This window comes from Cellulomonas sp. SLBN-39 (genome assembly GCF_006715865.1).
GTDB lineage: Bacteria > Actinomycetota > Actinomycetes > Actinomycetales > Cellulomonadaceae > Cellulomonas.
On record NZ_VFOA01000001.1, the window covers coordinates 4,036,442 to 4,054,591 of the forward strand.

Here is an 18,150-nt window from a genome sequence, read left to right on the forward strand (position 1 = left end):
GCACGTGCGCCGTCGGCCGGGTGGTCCGGCCGGTCGTGCGGACGGTCAGAGCGCGGGGAACCAGAGCCCGATCTCGCGGGCCGCGGACTCCTCCCCGTCCGAGCCGTGGACGATGTTCTCGATGAGCTTGGTGCCCCAGTCGCGGGCCAGGTCGCCGCGGATGGTGCCGGGGGCGGCGACGGTCGGGTCGGTGGCGCCGGCCAGCGAGCGGAAGCCCTCGATGACGCGGTGGCCCTCGACGACGGCCGCCAGGACCGGGCCGGAGCGCATGAAGTCGACGAGGGCGCCGACGAACGGCTTGCCCGCGTGCTCGGCGTAGTGCTCGGTGAGCAGCTCGGTGCTCGCGTGGCGCAGCTCGACGGCCACGAGCGTGTAGCCCTTGGCCTCGATGCGGCGCAGGACCTCGCCGACGTGACCGCGACGGACCCCGTCGGGCTTGACGAGGACGAGGGTGCGCTGCGGAAGGGGTGCGTCTGCCATGGGCGTCACCCTAGCGAAGGCGCCGCGGACCCCGGGCTGGACGGACGTCCGGCCCGGGGGCCGGCCGGGGCCCGGTCAGGCGGTCGGCGGGACCTCGCCGGGGTGCGCCGCGTCGTAGGCCGCGCGCTCGCGGTCGATGCGCGCGCCCAGCCGCAGCGAGACGACCCACAGGACGACGAACAGGCCGCCGATGACGTACATCATCGGCACGAGCACACCGAACGCGAGCACCGCGAGCTGGGCGACCGACCCGGCGACGTAGCCGCCGGGCCGGCCGACGTAGCCGGAGAGCAGGAGCAGCACGAGCATCGTCACGCCGCCGATCGTCCACACCGTGGCCGGCGGGGCGACCCGCAGCCCGAAGGCCACGAGGGTGGCGAAGAAGACGAGGACGGCCTCCAGGACCAGCGTCATCTGCGTGAACTGCGGCAGGGCCGGTCGCTTCGCACCGCCGCGGGCGCCGTGCATGCTCATCGGCCCAGGCTAGCCGCGCGTGGCGCCGACCTCGTCGCCCCGCCCGTCGGTGCCCGGCTGCGCGAGGTCGTCCGGACCGGCCGGGGAGGCGACCGGCGGCGCGTCCGTCGCGGCGACCCGGCCGGTGCCCGCGACGGCCTCGCCGCGGGCGACCATCCCGGCGACGTCGGACAGCGCGACCTCGCGCAGGAACAGCGCGAGCACCAGGCCCAGCGCGACCAGGGGGACGAGGTACCAGAACGCGGGGGCGAGCGCGTCGGCGTAGGCGTCGACGACGCCGTCGCGCAGCGCGTCGGGCAGCTGCTGGACGAGCGCGGGCGTCAGGCCCGACGCCTCCCCGCCGCCCGTGGCGCCGCTGCCCGCGGGGAACACGTCGGCGAGGCCGTCGGCGAGGCGCGAGGTGAAGATCGTCGAGAACAGGGCAGTGCCGACCGCCGCGCCGATCTCGCGGAAGAAGTTGTTGGCGCTGGTCGCGGTGCCGATCTCGTGCGGGTCGACGGCGTTCTGCACGGCCAGGACGACGGTCTGCATGACCAGGCCCATCCCGGCGCCGAGGACGAAGATCATGGCGCCGAACAGCACCATCGAGATGTCGCCCGTCAGGCGGGTGAGCCACATGAGGCCGAGGGTCGTCACGGCCAGCCCGACGACCGGGAAGACCTTGTACCGGCCGGTGCGGGTGATCGCGATGCCGGAGCCGATGGCGGTGAGCATGACGCCGGCCATCATCGGCAGCATGAGGAAGCCGGACTCGGTGACACCGGCGCCGGTGGCCATCTGCAGGAACGTCGGCAGGAACGCCAGGGCGGAGAACATGCCCATGCCGAGGATGAGGCCGATGCTCGTGGCGATGGTGAAGGTGCGGTTGCGGAAGAGGCGCAGCGGCAGGATCGGGTCGGCGGCGCGGGTCTCGACCAGCACGAACAGGCCGATGGAGACCAGCGTGCCGACGACGAGCGCGAGCAGACCCGTGTCGGACCAGTCGTAGCCGCGCTGGCCGCTCCAGGACTCCCAGCTCGTGGCGAGCACGAGGCCGGAGGTGCCGAGCACGAGGAAGAGGATGCCGAGCGCGTCGACCGGCTGCTGCGAGCGGCGGCTGGGGAGCTTGAGGGCGAACCACGCGACCGTGAACGCGCCGATGCCGATGGGGATGTTGATCCAGAACGCCCAGCGCCAGTCGGCGTGGTCGGTGAACAGGCCGCCGAGCAGCGGGCCGATCACGGCGGCGATGCCGAACAGGGCACCCATGGGTCCCATGTACTTGCCGCGCTCCTTGGCGGGCACGATGTCGGCGATGATCGCCTGCGACAGGATCATCAGGCCGCCGCCGCCGAGGCCCTGCACGGCGCGCCAGGCGACGAGCTCGCCGAACGACTGCGCGAACCCGGCGCCCGCCGACGCGACCGTGAACAGCCCGATCGCCACGAGGAACGGCCAGCGCCGCCCGAACAGGTCGCCGAACTTGCCGTAGAGCGGCATGACGATCGCGATCGCCAGGATGTAGGCGGTGACGACCCAGCCCTGGTGCTCGACGCCGTCGAGCTCGCCGACGATGGTGGGCATCGCGGTGCCGACGATCGACTGGTCGAGCGAGGACAGGAACATCGACGCCATGAGGGCGCCGAAGATGACCCAGACGGTCCGGGGGGTCAGCACGACGAGCGGTGCGTCGGCTCCCCCTCCGGTGGCGCGCGGGGGTGCGGTGGTGGTGCCGGCCATGGTGTGCGGTCCTCTCGTGGTGGTGCGGCCGGCGACGCTGCCGGGGCGGGTGGGCGTACGGGTGGTGCAGGTCCGCGTGGGGCGGATCGGCGTGGTGCGGGTCAGCCTGGTCCGGGGCCGTCGCGCAGCACGGCGCGCAGGGCGTCGGCGACGTCGGCCACGTGCTGGGCGGGGTCGCCGCCGGTGGTGTCCGAGCGCATGACGGACACGTGCAGGAGCATCACGAGCAGCCCGGCGACGACGTCGGCCGGGTGCGCGGGGTCGGTGCCGAGGCGGCGGGCGACCAGCGCGCCGACCTCGCCCTTGTGCCGCTCCATGAGCGCCATCTGGCGCACGAGCAGCCGCGGCTCACGGCGGGCGAGCTCCAGGCCGCGCTCGAACCGGGCCCGCTCGGCGGCGGGCACGTCGAGCCAGGAGCGCACGAGGACCTCGGCGTCGGCCAGCAGATGCCTGGTCGGCCCGCCCGCGGCGAACGCCTCGGCGGCCGGGCCGTCGACCGCGAACGGCGCGAAGCCGAGCGCCGCGTCGTCCTTGGTCTCGAAGTAGTTGAAGAACGTGCGGGTGGAGACGCCGGCCTGGGCGCAGACGGCCTCCACGGTGACGCCGTCGAGGCCGTGCTCGGCGACGAGACGGTGCGTGACGTCGATGAGCAGCTCACGCCGCTCGCGCTTCTTCCGCGCCCGCAGCCCGTCGGCCGCGGGCAGGTCCATGGTCCCGGTCACCCGGGAAAGTTACATCCGCTGCATCTTTGCAGTCAATGCAAGATTCGGGTGAGGTCCGCTCAGACCTCGCCGAAGCCCGCCTCGACCTCGCCGACGACCAGCGCCACCGCGTCACCGGCCGCCGCACCACGGGCCACGACCTCGACCGCGTCCCCCGTGACCAGACCGAGCTTCATGAGCTCGAGCACGCTCGCGCCGTTGACCCCGTTGATCGTGACCCGGGCGTCCATGGCCGCCAGCCGCCGCGCCAGCACGGCCGCGGGGCGCGCGTGCAGGCCCAGCGGGTTGCGCAGCACCGCGCGACCGCGCACGGCCCCGTCGAGGTCGGGCTCACCCGCCGCCGGCTCCGGGTCGACCGGGGCCGGGCCCTGGCCCGAGCCGGCGAACACGGCACCGGCCTGCTGCGCCGACGCGAGCACGCCCGCGAGGTCGCCGCCGCCGTGCGCCGTCACGGCCGCGGCGACGGCCCCCTCGACGAACGGTGCGTCCGCGACCCGCACCCGTGCCGCCAGATCCTCGTCCGTCATCTCGAGCACCGCCTCCGTCGTCAGCACCGCCGAGCCCAGGTCCGCGAGCACCACCACGGACCGCCCGCCGTCGGCAGCGCGACCCAGCGCCTCCTCCACGCGGTCGAAGCTGGTGCCCAGCCCGTCCTCCGTGCCGCCCGCGGGGACCACCAGGACGCCCGGCGCCATCTGCTCGGCCACGTGCGCCGCCCCCTGCGCGAGCTCGCGCGAGTGCGAGACCAGCACGAGCGCGACGTCCGCCACCTCGCGCGTCATCGCCGACCAGCCGTCGGCCGGAGCTCGGTCACAGCTGCGCACCCGCGGCCAGCGCCGCCGCAGCAAGGAGCAGGTCCGAGGACCGGGCACCCGGGTCCAGGTGGCCGGCCGAACGTTCGCCGAGGTAGCTGGCGCGCCCCTTGGTCGCGACCAGCGGGATCGTGGCCTGGGCCCCGTCGTGGGCGGCGCGGGCGGCGGACCCGAGGACCTCCGACGCCGGCGCGCCCTCCTCGGCGGCCTGCACCGCGGCGGCGACGGCCGGCGCCCAGGCGTCGACCATCGTCTTCTCGCCGGGGACGGCCTTGCCGCGGGCCACGATGCCCTCGAGCCCGGCCTCGAGCAGCGCGACGACCCCGTCGGGCCCGAGCGCGGGCAGACCGGTGACCTTGGCGGCCCGGAGGAACGCCGTGCCGTACAGCGGCCCGGAGGCCCCGCCGACGGTCGACATCAGGGTCGTGGCGACGAGGCGCAGCACGTCGCCGACCAGGGCCGGGGGCTCGGGCAGCGCGTCGAGCTTGGCGACCACCGCCGTGAAGCCGCGCGTGAGGTTCTCCCCGTGGTCGCCGTCACCGATCTGACGGTCGAGCTCGACGAGCTCCTCACGGTGCTCGACGACCGCTGCCGCGGCGCGCCGCACCCAGTCGATCGCCCACGCGACGTCCAGCGTCATGCGTCTCCTCCGGCACTCGTCCCCACCCGTGCGCGATGCCCGCTGCTACCAGCGCAGCGCCGCGGTGTGCACGGGAGCGTCCCACAACGCGGTGGTCTCGTCGTCCAGCCGCAGGACCGTGACCGACGCGCCCTGCATCTCGAGCGACGTCACGTAGCTGCCCACGAGCGAGCGCGTCACCTCGACGCCCCGCTCGCCGAGCAGCGCGCGTGCCCGACCATAGACGACGTAGAGCTCGGACAGCGGCGTGCCGCCCATCCCGTTGACGAGCAGCAGCACCTTCTCGCCGCTGGTCAGCCCGAGGTCGTCGGCGACCGGCGTCAGCAGGTGCTCGGTGATCGCGTCGGCGCCCTCCAGGCCGACCCGGTGCCGGCCGGGCTCGCCGTGGATGCCGATGCCGATCTCGACCTCGTCGTCGCCCAGGTCGAAGCTGGGCCGGCCCACGTGCGGCACGGTGCACGCGGTGAGCGCGACGCCCATGGTGCGGACGTTGGCGATCACCCGCTCCGCGACCGCGGCGACCGCGTCGAGGTCGTCGCCGCGCTCGGCGGCGGCACCGGCGATCTTCTCGACCGCCAGGGTCCCGGCGACGCCGCGCCGGCCGGCGGTGTAGAGCGAGTCCTCGACGGCGACGTCGTCGTTGACGAGCACCTGGCGGACGGTGGTGCCCTCGGCCTCGGCGAGCTCGGCGGCGGTCTCGAAGTTGAGCACGTCGCCCGTGTAGTTCTTGACGATCGTCAGGACGCCGGCGCCGCCGTCGACCGCGGCGACGGCGGGGGCGATCTGGTCGGGCGTCGGAGAGGTGAACACCGCGCCGGGGACGGCGGCGTCGAGCATGCCGAGCCCGACGAAGCCCGCGTGCAGGGGCTCGTGGCCGCTGCCGCCCCCGCTGACGAGGCCCACCTTGCCCTCGACGGGCCCGGACGCCCGGGTGACGAAGGTCGGGTCGGCGTGCAGCCGGACGAGGTCGGCGTGGACGAGGGCGAACCCCTCGAGGGACTCCGCGACGACGTCCTGCGGGTCGTTGATGAGCTTCTTCACTCTCGTGCCTCCCTCGGTCGGCGGCACGGGGCGCCGCACCGGTGCCGTGCCCGCGACGTGCCCGGACGTCGTCGTCCGTGCACGACCACCTCACTCCCCTGCTGGACGGTCGTCAACCGTACGCGCACCCCGCCCGGTGCACGTCCGTGCAGCGCCGCGGTCGGGGGACGGGGACCTTCGTCACTGTCACAAACAACAACCCCACCCTATTCTCCGCTTTTGACTTTCTCGGTGTCGACATTCTTGAGATCGATCGGAACAGGCTTCGCATGGCCGCAGAGCAACGCTCTGATGAATTGTTGCGCGACCCATGACAATGCGCATCTTCTGCTGCTAGCGTCCGATGCACGGTGTATCGATGCAGTTCAGGGGGCATGATGTCGAACCACACACTGATCGCGGTCACGTCCGCGGCCGCGCGGTGCGCAGGCGCGGACGACCTCGACGAGTTCTGGAACCTGGTGCAGTGCGCACAGCCGCAGTTCTGCGCCGTCCCGGCCGACCGCTGGCCACCTCCGCCCGATTCCGGGTCACGTGACGGGGCCCGTCGCGCCGGTGCGCACGTCATGGCGCCGCTCGCCGACCCGTACGCGTTCGACGCCCGCGCGCACGGCGTCCCGGCCGCCCGAGCCCGCCGGATGGACCCGCAGCAGCGCCTCGTGCTCGGGCTCGCGGCCGAGCTGTTCGCCCGGGCCCGCACCGACGTCCGCCGACCCGGCGCCCGCGTCGCCACCGTCGTCGGCGTCAGCTCCACCGACTACCGGGCCGTCAGCACCGCGCCCCTGCTCGCCGCCATGACCGTCGACGGCGCGCTCGGCACGGGCACGGCGGACGAGCGGGCCGCCGTGCGCACCGCGGGTGCGCGGGCCGTGCGCCCGCTGACGGGGCACACCATGCCGGGTGTGCTGCCCAACATGGTCCCGGCGGCCGTGCAGCACGCGTTCGACCTGCGCGGCCCGGCGTTCGCCGTGGACTCCGCGTGCGCGTCCAGCCTCACCGCGCTCGACGTCGCCCGCGCCATGCTCGCCACCGGCGCGGTCGACGCGTGCGTCGTCGGCGGGGTCTACACGGCGCTGACTCCCGAGGCGCACGCCGGCTTCTCGGCGATCGGCGCGCTGTCCCCGTCGGGCGCGTGCCGCCCGTACACGCGGGCCGCCGACGGGTTCGTCATCGGCGAGGGCGGCGCCCTGCTGCTGCTGCGCCGGCTCGAGGACGCCGAGCGCGACGGCGACGACGTCCTGGCCGTGGTCGAGGCCTGCGGCAGCGCCAACGACGGGCGCGCGCCCGGGGTCATGACGCCGACGGTGGCCGGGCAGGTCGCCGCCGTCCGGGCCGCCCGTGCCGACGGTCCGCCGGTCGACGCCGTGGAGGGTCACGGCACCGGCACGGTCGTCGGCGACCGCACCGAGCTGGAGACGCTGCGTGCGGTCGTGCCCGACGCGACGCCCGGCTCCGTGCCGCTCGGCTCGGTCAAGGCCGTCGTCGGGCACACCATGGCCGCGTCGGCCGCGCTCGCGCTGGTCAAGGTGCTGCTCGCGCTGCGGCACGGGCGGTGGACGCCGCAGCCCGCCGACGACGCCGGCTGGCACCCGCTGCTGGACGGGTCGCCCTTCGCGGTGCCGACACCCGGCGACCCGCCTGCACGCGTCCGGCGCGTCGCGGTCAACGCCTTCGGGTTCGGCGGCACCAACGCCCACGCCGTCCTCGCGCACCCGGAGGCGGTGGTCGGCCGTGGCTGACGTCGTCCCCGTGCCCGTCCCCATGCCCGTCCCGGTGGTCCTGTCCGGCGACGACGACGCCGAGGTCCGCGCCCGCGCGGGCCGGCTGCTCGACGCCGTGACCCGCCCCGACCCCGCCCTTCCCGGCCACCCCGGCGCCTCCCCGGCGTGGGACGTCGCCGACGTCGCCGCCCGCTGCGGCCTCGTCCCCCTGCGTGCGCACCGGGCGGTCGTGCTCGCCGCCGACCCTGCGTCGCTCGCCGCCGGGCTGGCCGCCGTGCGCGACGGCACCGTCCCCGCCGGGGCGACCCTCGCCGCACGCGGCGTCGCGACGCACCACGCCGACCGGCCCGCCCGGGTCCTGCTGCTCTACCCCGGGCAGGGCTCCCAGCGCACCGGCGAGCACGCCGGGCTCGCCCGGCTCCTGCCGTCGTACGCCGCGCACGTGCGCCGCCTGGAGGGCCTGCTCGCCGACCGGCCCGGCACGCCGCCGCTGCGCCGGTACCTGTCCGACGCCTGGACGGGCCGGGCCGCCGACCCGACCGGCGTCGACGACACGGCCGTCGCCCAGCCGCTGCTGACCGTGACGGCCCTGGCCACGACGGCGGCGCTCGCCGAGCTCGGGGTGCTCCCGGCCGTGACGCTCGGCCACTCCGTGGGCGAGCTCGGGGCCCTGCACGCCGCCGGGATCCTCGACGAGGCCACCGTGCTGGAGATCGTGCGGCACCGCGTCGCGCGCATGCGCACCGGCGCCCCCGACACCGGGATGCTCGCCGTGCGCGCCGGCGCCGCGGACGTCGCCGCGCTCGTGGCCGCCCACCCCGGCGTGCACGTGGCCTGCGACAACGGCCCGCGTCAGGTCGTGCTCGGCGGTCCGCTCGCGACGCTCGTCGCGCTCGCCGCCGACCTCGAGGCCGCCGGCACCGCGTCGACGCCGCTGGCGACCGCCGGGGCGTTCCACACCCCGCACTACGCCGCCGCGGACGCCGCCATGCGCACCCTGCTCGCCGCCATCGCCCGCCCGTCGGCGGCGGCCCGCGGCGACGTCACGTGCGTGTCGTCGGTGTCCGGGGACGTCGTCGACGACGTCGAGGACGCCCTCGCGCTGCTCGGCCGGCAGATTGCCGGCCCGGTGCGCTTCCGGGAGGCGGCGGCGACCGCGGCCGCCCTCGCCCCCGACGTGGTCGTCCAGGTCAGCGGGGGCACCTCGCTGCTGCGGACGTTCACCGAGACCCACCACGCCACCCACCCGGGGCAGACGGTCCGCACCGTCGGCCTCGGGGGTCCGGACGACTCGACGGGCGGCACGCTCGCCGCCCTCGCCGAGCTCGTCCTCACCGTCCCCGACGCGCGCCCGCACCTCGTGCTCGGCCGCCTCGGGACCGCCAGCAGGTTCCCACTGACCGAAGGACGGGAGACCGTCGTGCTGCACGGAACGCCCACCAGCCCCACCACGAACCCCACGACCACCACGACCGCGGACGCACCGACGGGCGCACCCCCGGCCGGGGTGCCCGGCACCACCGAGCTGCTCGCGCTGTTCGGCGCGCAGGTCGCCGTGCTGGCGCAGGCCCTCGCCCGCCCCTCGGGCGACGCCACGACGAGCGGTCCGTCGGCCGGTCCGGACGCCCTCGCGCCGGCCGCGGGAGCCCCGCCCGTCGCCCAGGCCGCTCCGGTCGTGCCCACCGCGCGGCGGACGACCGCCACCGGACCCGTGACCGCCCCGGCGGGCGACCCGGCCCCCGCCCGCGCCGCCGTCGCGGCGGCCGTGCGCGCGAGCATCGCGCAGGTCGGCGGGTACGCCGCCGACGACCTGCCCGGCGGCGCGCTCCTCGGACCCGACCTCGGGCTGGACTCCCTGATGATGACGAACGTCGCGGCGACGCTGACCCGGCGGTTCCCGGCCTGGCGGCCCGCCGCCGACGACATGCGCACGCTGCGCACCGTCGACGACGTCGTCGCCGCGGTCGTCGCGGCGACCCGCACCGGCCCCGGGGCGTCCGCCGCACCGGCGCCCGCCGCCGCGGCGGCACCGAGCCCCGCCGTGCCGAGCCCCGCCGTTCCGAGCCCTGCGGCGCCGGTGGACGACCTCCCGGTCACGGCGTCCCCCTCCCCCGAGCCCGCGCGCCTCGCCGACCTCGACGAGGTGCGGGCCACGGTCGCCCGGCTCGACGACGCCGCCCGCGGACCGGGGCTGCCCTACTACCTGCCGCACGACGGCCGGGTGGCGGCGACCACGAGCGTCGGCGGGCAGGAGCTGCTCTCGTTCAGCTCGTACAACTACCTGGGGCTGGCCGGGCACCCGCGGGTGGTCGCCGCCGCGCAGGAGGCCGTGGAGCGGTACGGCACCTCGGTGTCGGCGGCGCGGATCCTGTCCGGCAACCGGCCCGTGCACACCGCGCTGGAGGAGGCGATCGCCGCGCTGCTCGGCACGCAGGACGCCGTCGTGCTCGTCGGCGGCCACGCCACGAACGCCGGGATCGTGCCGCACCTGTACGGGCCCGACGACCTCGTGGTCCACGACGCGCTCGTGCACGACTCCCTGCAGCAGGGCATCGCGGCGTCCGGGGCCACCCGGCACGCCGTCCCGCACGGGCGGGCCGACCTCGTCGAGGAGGCCCTGCGGGCCCGGCGCCACCGGTTCCGGCGCGTGCTCGTCGTCACCGAGGGCGTGTTCAGCATGGACGGCGACCTGCCCGACCTGCCCGCGCTCGTCACGTCCGCGCGCCGGCACGGCGCGCACCTCATGGTCGACGAGGCCCACAGCGTCGGCGTGCTCGGCGCGCACGGCGGCGGCATCTGCGAGGAGCTGGGCGTCGACCCCGGGGACGTCGACCTGCTCATGGGCACGCTGTCCAAGAGCCTGTCCTCCTGCGGCGGGTACCTCGCCGGGCACCGGTCCCTCGTGCAGCACCTGCGGTACACGCTGTCGGCGCTGGTGTTCAGCGCCGGGCTGACCCCGGCGAACACCGCGGCCTCGCTCGCCGCGATCCAGGTGATGCGCGACGAGCCCGAGCGCCTGGCCCGGCTGCGCGGCAACGCCGAGCACTTCCTCGCCGGGGCGCGCGCCCGCGGCATGGACGTCGGCCCCGCCGTGGGCGTGCCCGTGGTGCCCGTGATCGTCGGGGAGTCGCAGGCCGCCGTCGCGGTGGCCCGGGGGCTGGCCGAGCACGGCGTCAGCGCCAACCCCATCGTGTTCCCCGCGGTGCCGGACGACCAGTCCCGGCTGCGGTTCTTCCTCACCAGCGAGCACACGCACGACCAGCTCGACCGGGCGCTCGACGTGACCGCCCGGTGCCTGCAGGAGGCCGGCGTGCCGCTCGCGGCGCCGGTGCCGTCGCCGGCCACGGCGGCGGTCGTCGAGACGACGCCGGTCGAGACGACGCCGGTCGAGACGGTGCCGGTCGAGACTGTGCTGACCGCCGGGGTGCCGGCGTGAGCGCCGGCGCGGCCCCGGTCGGCGTGCCGGGCACGGACGTGCAGGTGGTCGTGCTCCCCGAGGGCACGCCGTGGCGGGCCGACCCGCAGGTCCGCGCCGCCGTCGCCGCAGCCGTCCGCGCCGTCCGCGACGACGGCGCGGCGGACGGCGTGGTCCACGCGGACGCACCCGGGGGGGCGCGCGTCGAGGCGCTCGTCGGGACGCTCCTGGCACCCGGGCGGCACGTGGTGCCGGTCGGAGAAGGACGCGTCGGGGTCTCGGCGTCCCACGAGGCGGGCCGCACGTACGTCGCGGTCGCCCCCGACGCCGTGGTGGTCGACGCGTGCGCGCTGGACCGGTGGGCGCAGGTCGACGCCGTGCTCGACGACGCCTTCACGGCCGCCGAGCGGGAGGCGCTGCGCACGCCGTGGGACCGGGTCCGGGCGTGGACGGCGCTGGAGTGCGCGGTCAAGGCCGGCCGCGCCGACCTGCTGCGCCCGCACGAGCGCGAGCCCCTCGTCGCCCTCGGCACGGACGGGCGGCCCGTGGTGCCGGGCGACGGCGTCGGGCTGCACCTGGTGCGGCACGGCGGCCGGCTGCGCGCCGTCTGCGTGCGGGTGGCGCTGGTCGCGCCCGTCGACGCACGGGCCGACGTCCGCGGCGACCAGGCGCCGCCCGTCGCGCTCACCGCCGACGCCCCGCCCACCGCCGCTGCCGGGCGGGCCCTCGTGGGGGCACGCCCGTGAGCGTGCACCCCGTGCGCGTCGTGCCCGGCGCGCCGACCGCGGTGGTCGGCGCGTCGGGGCAGGTCGGGTCGCTCGTGCTGGACGAGCTGACCCGAGCCGGGCTCCCCGCGGTCGCCGTGGGGCGCTCGGCACCCCCGGCCGCGCCGCCCGGCATCACGGTGCGTACCCTCCCCCGGTACGACCGGGTCGCGCTGCGCACCGCGCTCACCGGATGCGGCGCCGTCGTCGCCACCCTCGGCCTGCCGTACGCGGCGCGCACGTGGGAGGCGGGGTGGGTCCCGCTCGTCGACGCGGTCGCCGGTGCGTGCGCCGACCTCGGACTGCCGCTGACGTTCCTCGACAACGTCTACGTGTACGGCGCCGCCGACGGCGTGCTCACGGAGCAGGCACCGCTCGCCCCGTGCAGCCGCAAGGGTGCCGCCCGGCTGGCCGGGTGGCGGGTGCTCGAGCGGCACGCCGGGGCGGGACTCGACGTGGTGGTGTGCCGGGCCGCGGACTTCCTCGGCCCGGGCGCCGCCACGACCGTCCTGCCGTGGGACGCCGTGGTGGCGGCCACGCGGGCCGCCCGGCCGACTCTGCCGTGGCTGGGCTCCCCCGACGCGGTGCACACGTTCGCCGCGACGCCCGAGGTCGCCGCAGCCCTCGTCCGGGTCGCGCACGAGCCGGCCCTGCGGGCGGGACGGGTGCTGCACCTGCCGGTGGTCGAGCCCGTCACCGGGCGGACGCTGGCCGCCGCCCTGGGTCGGGCCCGCGGGGACGGGCGCACCGTGCGGCTGCGGGCCCTGCGGGCCCCGGTCGTGCGGGCGGCGGCGCTGGTGAGCCGGCCCGCGCGGGAGCAGGTCGAGATGATGTACCAGGTCGAGCGCGACCAGGTCGTCGGCGACGCGCTGATCCGCTCCCTGGGCTGGACGGCTCCCCCGCTGACGGCCGACGACGTGGCGGCGCTCGCCGCCGGCGCGGTACCCGGCCCGGGCACGGCGGTGCCGCGGCACGCGGCGGACCGCCGCACGTGAGCCGGCCGGGCACGGGCGCACCGACGCCCGGTGCGCGGGAGGTCGACGCCCGGCGTCAGCGGGCGACGGCGCGCAGCACGGCCTCGAACGTGTCGGTGGCCTGCGCCACAGCCGCCGCGGTGGCGTCGTCGTCGGGGTCCCCGACGGCGAACGCCCGCTCGTAGAGCCCCACGCCCACGGCCACGACGTCGCGCACCGGCAGGTCCAGCGTCGAGCCGGTGCGGTGCAGCACCTCCTCGACGAGCGCGACGAGGCCCGCGTACAGGTCCTCCTGCGCGTCGAGCAGCACCGCCCGCGCGGCGTCGTCCCGCACGGCGACGCCGCGCAGCTCGGTGACGATGCCGAACCACCGGGCCTCCGCGCCGACGCGCCCGGAGAGCTCGCGCAACGCCGCGGGCACGACCGTGGCGGCGGTCGCCCCGGCCGGGGCCCGGTCGAGCGCACCCAGCACGGCCCGGCGGATCCGCGCGACCTGGTGGGCGTTCGCGCTGGCGTACAGCGCGGCGACCAGCTCCTCCTTGGAGCGGAAGCTGGAGTAGAACGCCCCGCGCGTGTACCCGGCACGCGTGCACACCGCGGCGATCGTGGTGCGCAGGTACCCGGCCTCGAGGAACTCCGCGTACGCGGCCTCGAGCAGCTCGCGGCGGGTGGCGGCCCGCCCCCGGGGGTCGTGCGCCCCGGGGGCCGGGCCGGCCGCGGTGGTCGTCTCAGCCACGGCCGAGCAGCACGCGGGCCTCGGCGACCAGGAGGACCGACCCCGTCACCAGCACGGCGGCGCCGCGCTCGACCTCGCTCTCGGCCAGCGAGACCGCGGTCTCGACGGCGTCGTCGAGGCGGTGCACGACGTGCACGCGGTCCTCGCCGAACACGTCGACCGCGATCGCCGCGAGGTCGTCGACGTCCAGGGCCCGGTCGGTGCCGGCCTGGGTGACGACGATCTCCGCGAGCTCGGGCTCGAGCACCGCGAGGATGCCCTCGGGGTCCTTGTCCGCCATGACGCCGACCACGCCGACGACCCGCTGGAACTGGAACGCCTCGTCGAGGGCCTCGACGAGCGCCTGGGCGCCCGCGGGGTTGTGCGCGGCGTCGACCACGACGGTCGGCGAGGACCGCACGACCTCCAGCCGCCCGGGCGACGTGACGTCCGCGAGCGCGGCCCCGACGACGTCGCCGTCGAGCGCGGCCCCGCCCGTGAGCAGCGCCTCGACGGCGACGAGCGCGAGCAGCGCGTTGTGCGCCTGGTGCGCGCCGTGCAGCGGCAGGTACACGTCGGCGTAGACGCCGCCGAGGCCGCGCAGCACGAGCATCTGCCCGCCGACCGCGACCTGCCGCTCGACGACGTGCACGTCGACGCCCTCGCGGACCACGCGCGCGCCCCGCTCGGCGGCAGCGGCGAGCACGACGCCCTCGGCCTCGTCGGTCTGCTCGGCCAGCACGAGCGTCGCGCCGTCCTTGACGATGCCGGCCTTCTCCGACGCGATCTCCACGAGGGTGTGCCCGAGCCAGCGCTCGTGGTCCATGGCCACGGGGGCGATCACGGCGACGTCGGCGTCGATGACGTTGGTGGCGTCCCAGCGCCCGCCGAGCCCGACCTCGATCACGGCGACGTCGACGGGGGCGTCGGCGAACGCGGCGAACGCCATGACGGTGAACACCTCGAAGAACGACAGCGTCGGCTGCCCGCGCTCGGCCCACCGCTGGTCGACGATGTGCACGTAGGGCGCGACGTCCTGCCAGAGCTCGACGAACTGCTCGTCGCCGATGGGCTCGCCGTCGATCTGGATCCGCTCGGTGACGCGGCTCAGGTGCGGGCTGGTGAACAGCCCGGTGCGCAGGCCGTGCTCGCGCACGAGCCGCTCGACGACCCGGGCGGTGGACGTCTTGCCGTTGGTGCCGGTGACGTGCACGGTCCGGTAGGCGCGCTGGGGGTCGCCCAGCAGCTCGAGCACCTCGCGCACGCGGTCGAGCGTGGGGTCGATGTCGTGCTCGGGCGCCCGGGCGACGATCGCCCGGTACACCTCGTCGGCGGCGACGCGGGCCTCGCGGGCGCCCTCGTCGCGCCGGTGGTCGGCGCCGCGGGCGCTCACGCGCCGCTCCGCTCGACGTGCACGGCCAGCTCGGCGGCGTCGGACGCCGTCACCGTGACCGTCGCGGCCAGCGTCTCCGCGGCGACCACGTCGGTGTACGCCTCGACGGCGGGCACGTGCGCGTGCGGCACGGTCAGCGTGAGGTCGATCCGGTCGGAGACGTGCAGGCCGGCGGCCTTGCGCGCGTCCTGCACGGCGCGCACGACGTCGCGGGCGTAGCCCTCGGCGAGCAGCGCGTCGTCGAGAGTGAGGTCGAGGACGACGAACGCCCCGCCCGGCAGCACGGTCGCGGCCAGGGACGCGTCGGACTCGTCGCCGCCGACGACGGTGGTGAGCTCGTACTCGGCCGGCTCGAGCGGCACGTCGCCGTCGTCCGTCGTCACGACGACCGTCTCGCCGTCGAGGCGCCACGCCCCGGCCTTGGCGGCCCGGATGACGGGCTGGACGCCGCGGCCGAGCCGCGGGCCGGCGGCGCGGGCGTTGACGGCCAGGCGCTGGGTGATGCCGAAGCGCTCGGCCGTGGCGGCGTCGGCCTCGACCACGTCGACGGCCTTGACGTTGAGCTCGGCCGCGAGCAGGTCGGCCCACGGGGCGAGCGCGCCCGGCTCGGCGGCGGCGACGGTGAGCCGGTGCAGCGGCTGGCGCACGCGCACCTGGTGGGCCTTGCGCAGGCCGAGGGCGGCGGACACCACGGCCCGGACCTCGTCCATCGCCGTGACCAGGGCGTCGTCGTCGACGAGGGGATGCGTCGGCCAGTCCGTGAGGTGCACCGACCGGCCGCCGGTCAGGCCCCGCCAGACCTCCTCGGTGACGAGCGGCGCGAGCGGCGCGGCGACCTGCGTGAGGGTCTCCAGGGCCGTCCACAGCGTGTCGAACGCGTCGGCGTCCTCCGACCAGAACCGGTCGCGCTGGGTACGCACGTACCAGTTGGTCAGCACGTCGAGGTGCTCGCGCACGGACTCGCACGCCGCCGAGATGTCGTACGCGTCGAGCTGTGCCGCGACGGTCTCGACGAGCCGCCCGGTGCGGGCCAGCAGGTACCGGTCCATCGCCGGCAGGCCCGCCGCCCGCTCGGGCGTGACGCGCTGCGCGGCGTACCCGCGGCCCTCGTCCGCGGCCCCGGCGTACAGCGTGAAGAAGTAGTACGTGCTCCACAGCGGCAGCAGCACCTGGCGCACGCCGTCGCGGATGCCCTCCTCGTGGACGACGAGGTTGCCGCCGCGCAGGATCGGCGACGACATGAGCGACCAGCGCACCGCGTCGGAGCCGTACCGGTCCCACATGAGCTGCGGGTCGGGGAAGTTGCGCAGCGACTTGCTGGCCTTGCGGCCGTCGTCGCCCAGCACGATGCCGTGGCACATGACGTTGCGGAACGCGGGCCGGTCGAACAGGGCGGTGGCCAGCACGTGCAGCGTGTAGAACCAGCCGCGGGTCTGCCCGATGTACTCGACGATGAAGTCGCCCGGGTAGTGGTGCTCGAACCAGTCGCGGTTCTCGAACGGGTAGTGCACCTGCGCGAACGGCATGGACCCCGAGTCGAACCACACGTCCAGCACGTCGGGGATGCGGCGCATCGTGGACCGGCCCGTGGGGTCGTCCGGGTTCGGGCGCGTGAGGTCGTCGATGAACGGGCGGTGCAGGTCGGGCTCGCCGGCCTCGTTGGTGGGCACGCGGCCGAAGTCGGCCTCGAGCTCGGCGAACGAGCCGTACACGTCGACGCGCGGGTACGCGGGGTCGTCCGACACCCACACGGGGATGGGCGTGCCCCAGTACCGGTTGCGGCTGATCGACCAGTCGCGGGCGTTCTCCAGCCACTTGCCGAACTGACCGTCGCGGATGTGCCCGGGGATCCACTCGATGCCCTGGTTGAGCTCGACCATGCGGTCCTTGAACGCGGTGACGCGCACGAACCACGACGACACGGCCTTGTAGATCAGCGGGTTCCGGCACCGCCAGCAGTGCGGGTAGGAGTGCTCGTACGTCTCGTGCCGCACGACCACGGACCGGCGGGCCTCGTCGACGCGCGCGAGCGGGCCGGTGCCGGCCTTGAGGTCGGCGATGACGGCCTTGTTCGCCTCGAAGACCTGCTGGCCCTCGTAGTCGGCGACCTGCGCGGTGAACCGGCCCTTGGAGTCGACGGGGACGACGGGCGTGATGCCCGCCGCGTCGCACGCGTGCATGTCGTCCTCGCCGAACGCGGGCGCCAGGTGGACCACGCCCGTGCCGTCGTCGGTGGTGACGAAGTCCGCCGCGAGCACCACGTGGGCGTTGTCGTGCCCGGCGAAGTAGTCGAACGGCGGCGTGTACGCCCGGCCCACGAGGTCCGCACCGGTGAGCGACGCCACGACCGTCGCCTCGCCCAGCTCGCGCGCGTACGCCCCGACCCGGCCCGCGGCCAGCACGACCCGCTCGCCGGGGTGCGCCTGCGCGAACGGCGAGTCCGCGGCCGGCTCGACGACCGCGTACTCGATCTGCGGACCCACGGCCACGGCCAGGTTCGACGGCAGGGTCCACGGCGTCGTCGTCCAGACCAGCAGCAGCTCGCCCGTCGCCAGGCGCAGCCCCACCGTCAGCGCGGGGTCCTGGCGCGAGGCGTAGACGTCGTCGTCCATGCGCAGCTCGTGGTTCGACAGCGGCGTCTCGTCGCGCCAGCAGTACGGCAGCACCCGGTAGCCCTCGTAGGCCAGGCCCTTGTCGTACAGCTGCTTGAACGCCCAGACCACCGACTCCATGAACGTCGGGTCGAGCGTCTTGTAGTCGTTCTCGAAGTCGACCCAGCGGGCCTGGCGGGTGACGTACTCCTCCCAGTCCTGGGTGTACGTCAGCACCGACTCCCGGCACGCGGCGTTGAACGCGGCGATGCCCATCTCGTCGATCTGGGCCTTGTCGGTGATGCCCAGCACGCGCTCGGCCTCGAGCTCGGCCGGCAGGCCGTGGGTGTCCCAGCCGAAGCGGCGCTCGACCCGGCGCCCGCGCATCGTCTGGTACCGCGGCACGACGTCCTTGATGTACCCGGTCAGCAGGTGCCCGTAGTGCGGCAGGCCGTTGGCGAACGGCGGGCCGTCGTAGAACACGTACTCGTTCGCGCCGTCCTCGCCCGCGGGGCGCTGCTCGACGGACGCGGCGAACGTGCCGTCGGCCGCCCAGTGGGCCAGCACGTCGGCCTCGAGCGCGGGCAGCTCCGGGGACGCGGGGACGGTCTGCCCGGGACGGTGCAGCGGGTACGCCACGGTGGGTGCTCCTGGTCTCTCGCGCAGCTGCGCGGGTGATTCACCTGACC

14 protein-coding genes are annotated in these 18,150 nt (G+C 75.9%); 4 read left to right on the plus strand and 10 right to left on the minus strand.

Annotated elements, in window-relative coordinates; genetic code table 11:
• Positions 1 to 45: 45 nt before the first annotated feature.
• From ndk to dhaK, 7 genes are all read right to left on the minus strand, one after another.
• Positions 46 to 480, minus strand: a complete 435-nt coding sequence (gene ndk / locus FBY24_RS18340) for a nucleoside-diphosphate kinase (RefSeq protein WP_140460414.1) — start codon at positions 478 to 480, stop codon at positions 46 to 48.
• 75 nt (positions 481 to 555) lie between these two features.
• Positions 556 to 948 carry a DUF4233 domain-containing protein gene (locus FBY24_RS18345; RefSeq protein WP_255432552.1) on the minus strand — a complete coding sequence of 131 codons (393 nt, stop codon included), beginning with the start codon at positions 946 to 948 and terminating at the stop codon, positions 556 to 558.
• 15 nt (positions 949 to 963) lie between these two features.
• The gene (locus FBY24_RS18350; protein WP_142162789.1) at positions 964 to 2,673 is read right to left on the minus strand and encodes an MDR family MFS transporter; all 1,710 of its coding nucleotides are present in this window, start codon (positions 2,671 to 2,673) and stop codon (positions 964 to 966) included.
• A gap of 101 nt (positions 2,674 to 2,774) precedes the next feature.
• Positions 2,775 to 3,395, minus strand: coding sequence for a TetR/AcrR family transcriptional regulator (locus FBY24_RS18355; protein WP_142162791.1), 621 nt, complete (start codon positions 3,393 to 3,395; stop codon positions 2,775 to 2,777).
• Between the two features lie 59 nt (positions 3,396 to 3,454).
• Positions 3,455 to 4,177 carry a dihydroxyacetone kinase phosphoryl donor subunit DhaM gene (gene dhaM, locus FBY24_RS18360; protein WP_142162793.1) on the minus strand — a complete coding sequence of 241 codons (723 nt, stop codon included), beginning with the start codon at positions 4,175 to 4,177 and terminating at the stop codon, positions 3,455 to 3,457.
• 28 nt (positions 4,178 to 4,205) lie between these two features.
• Positions 4,206 to 4,847: a dihydroxyacetone kinase subunit DhaL gene (dhaL, locus tag FBY24_RS18365; protein ID WP_142162795.1), complete on the minus strand. Its 642-nt coding sequence runs from the start codon at positions 4,845 to 4,847 to the stop codon at positions 4,206 to 4,208.
• A gap of 45 nt (positions 4,848 to 4,892) precedes the next feature.
• The gene (dhaK, locus tag FBY24_RS18370) at positions 4,893 to 5,888 is read right to left on the minus strand and encodes a dihydroxyacetone kinase subunit DhaK (protein ID WP_142162797.1); all 996 of its coding nucleotides are present in this window, start codon (positions 5,886 to 5,888) and stop codon (positions 4,893 to 4,895) included.
• Between the two features lie 377 nt (positions 5,889 to 6,265).
• Between dhaK and FBY24_RS18375 the strand changes: the two genes are divergently transcribed.
• Genes FBY24_RS18375 through FBY24_RS18385 form a run of 4 tightly spaced genes read left to right on the plus strand, consistent with a single transcriptional unit; the run spans position 6,266 to position 12,783 of the window.
• Positions 6,266 to 7,627 carry a polyketide synthase gene (locus FBY24_RS18375; protein ID WP_160158532.1) on the plus strand — a complete coding sequence of 454 codons (1,362 nt, stop codon included), beginning with the start codon at positions 6,266 to 6,268 and terminating at the stop codon, positions 7,625 to 7,627.
• The gene (locus tag FBY24_RS18380) at positions 7,620 to 11,045 is read left to right on the plus strand and encodes an aminotransferase class I/II-fold pyridoxal phosphate-dependent enzyme (protein ID WP_142162801.1); all 3,426 of its coding nucleotides are present in this window, start codon (positions 7,620 to 7,622) and stop codon (positions 11,043 to 11,045) included. Before FBY24_RS18375 ends, FBY24_RS18380 begins: the two co-directional genes overlap by 8 nt.
• Positions 11,042 to 11,770, plus strand: coding sequence for a hypothetical protein (locus FBY24_RS19070; RefSeq protein WP_160158533.1), 729 nt, complete (start codon positions 11,042 to 11,044; stop codon positions 11,768 to 11,770). The genes FBY24_RS18380 and FBY24_RS19070 overlap by 4 nt, the downstream gene beginning before the upstream one ends.
• Complete coding sequence (locus FBY24_RS18385) at positions 11,767 to 12,783, plus strand: NAD-dependent epimerase/dehydratase family protein (RefSeq protein WP_160158534.1); 1,017 nt, start codon at positions 11,767 to 11,769, stop codon at positions 12,781 to 12,783. The genes FBY24_RS19070 and FBY24_RS18385 overlap by 4 nt, the downstream gene beginning before the upstream one ends.
• Before the next feature lie 55 nt (positions 12,784 to 12,838).
• Here FBY24_RS18385 and FBY24_RS18390 read toward each other — a convergent pair whose 3' ends face one another.
• Genes FBY24_RS18390 through ileS form a run of 3 tightly spaced genes read right to left on the minus strand, consistent with a single transcriptional unit; the run spans position 12,839 to position 18,100 of the window.
• Entirely contained in the window at positions 12,839 to 13,498 is a 660-nt protein-coding gene (locus FBY24_RS18390) for a helix-turn-helix domain-containing protein (RefSeq protein WP_142162805.1), read from the minus strand.
• On the minus strand, positions 13,491 to 14,870 hold the full coding sequence (locus tag FBY24_RS18395; RefSeq protein WP_142162806.1) for a folylpolyglutamate synthase/dihydrofolate synthase family protein: 1,380 nt from the start codon (positions 14,868 to 14,870) through the stop codon (positions 13,491 to 13,493). Before FBY24_RS18395 ends, FBY24_RS18390 begins: the two co-directional genes overlap by 8 nt.
• The gene (ileS, locus tag FBY24_RS18400) at positions 14,867 to 18,100 is read right to left on the minus strand and encodes an isoleucine--tRNA ligase (protein WP_142162808.1); all 3,234 of its coding nucleotides are present in this window, start codon (positions 18,098 to 18,100) and stop codon (positions 14,867 to 14,869) included. Before ileS ends, FBY24_RS18395 begins: the two co-directional genes overlap by 4 nt.
• Positions 18,101 to 18,150 lie beyond the last annotated feature (50 nt).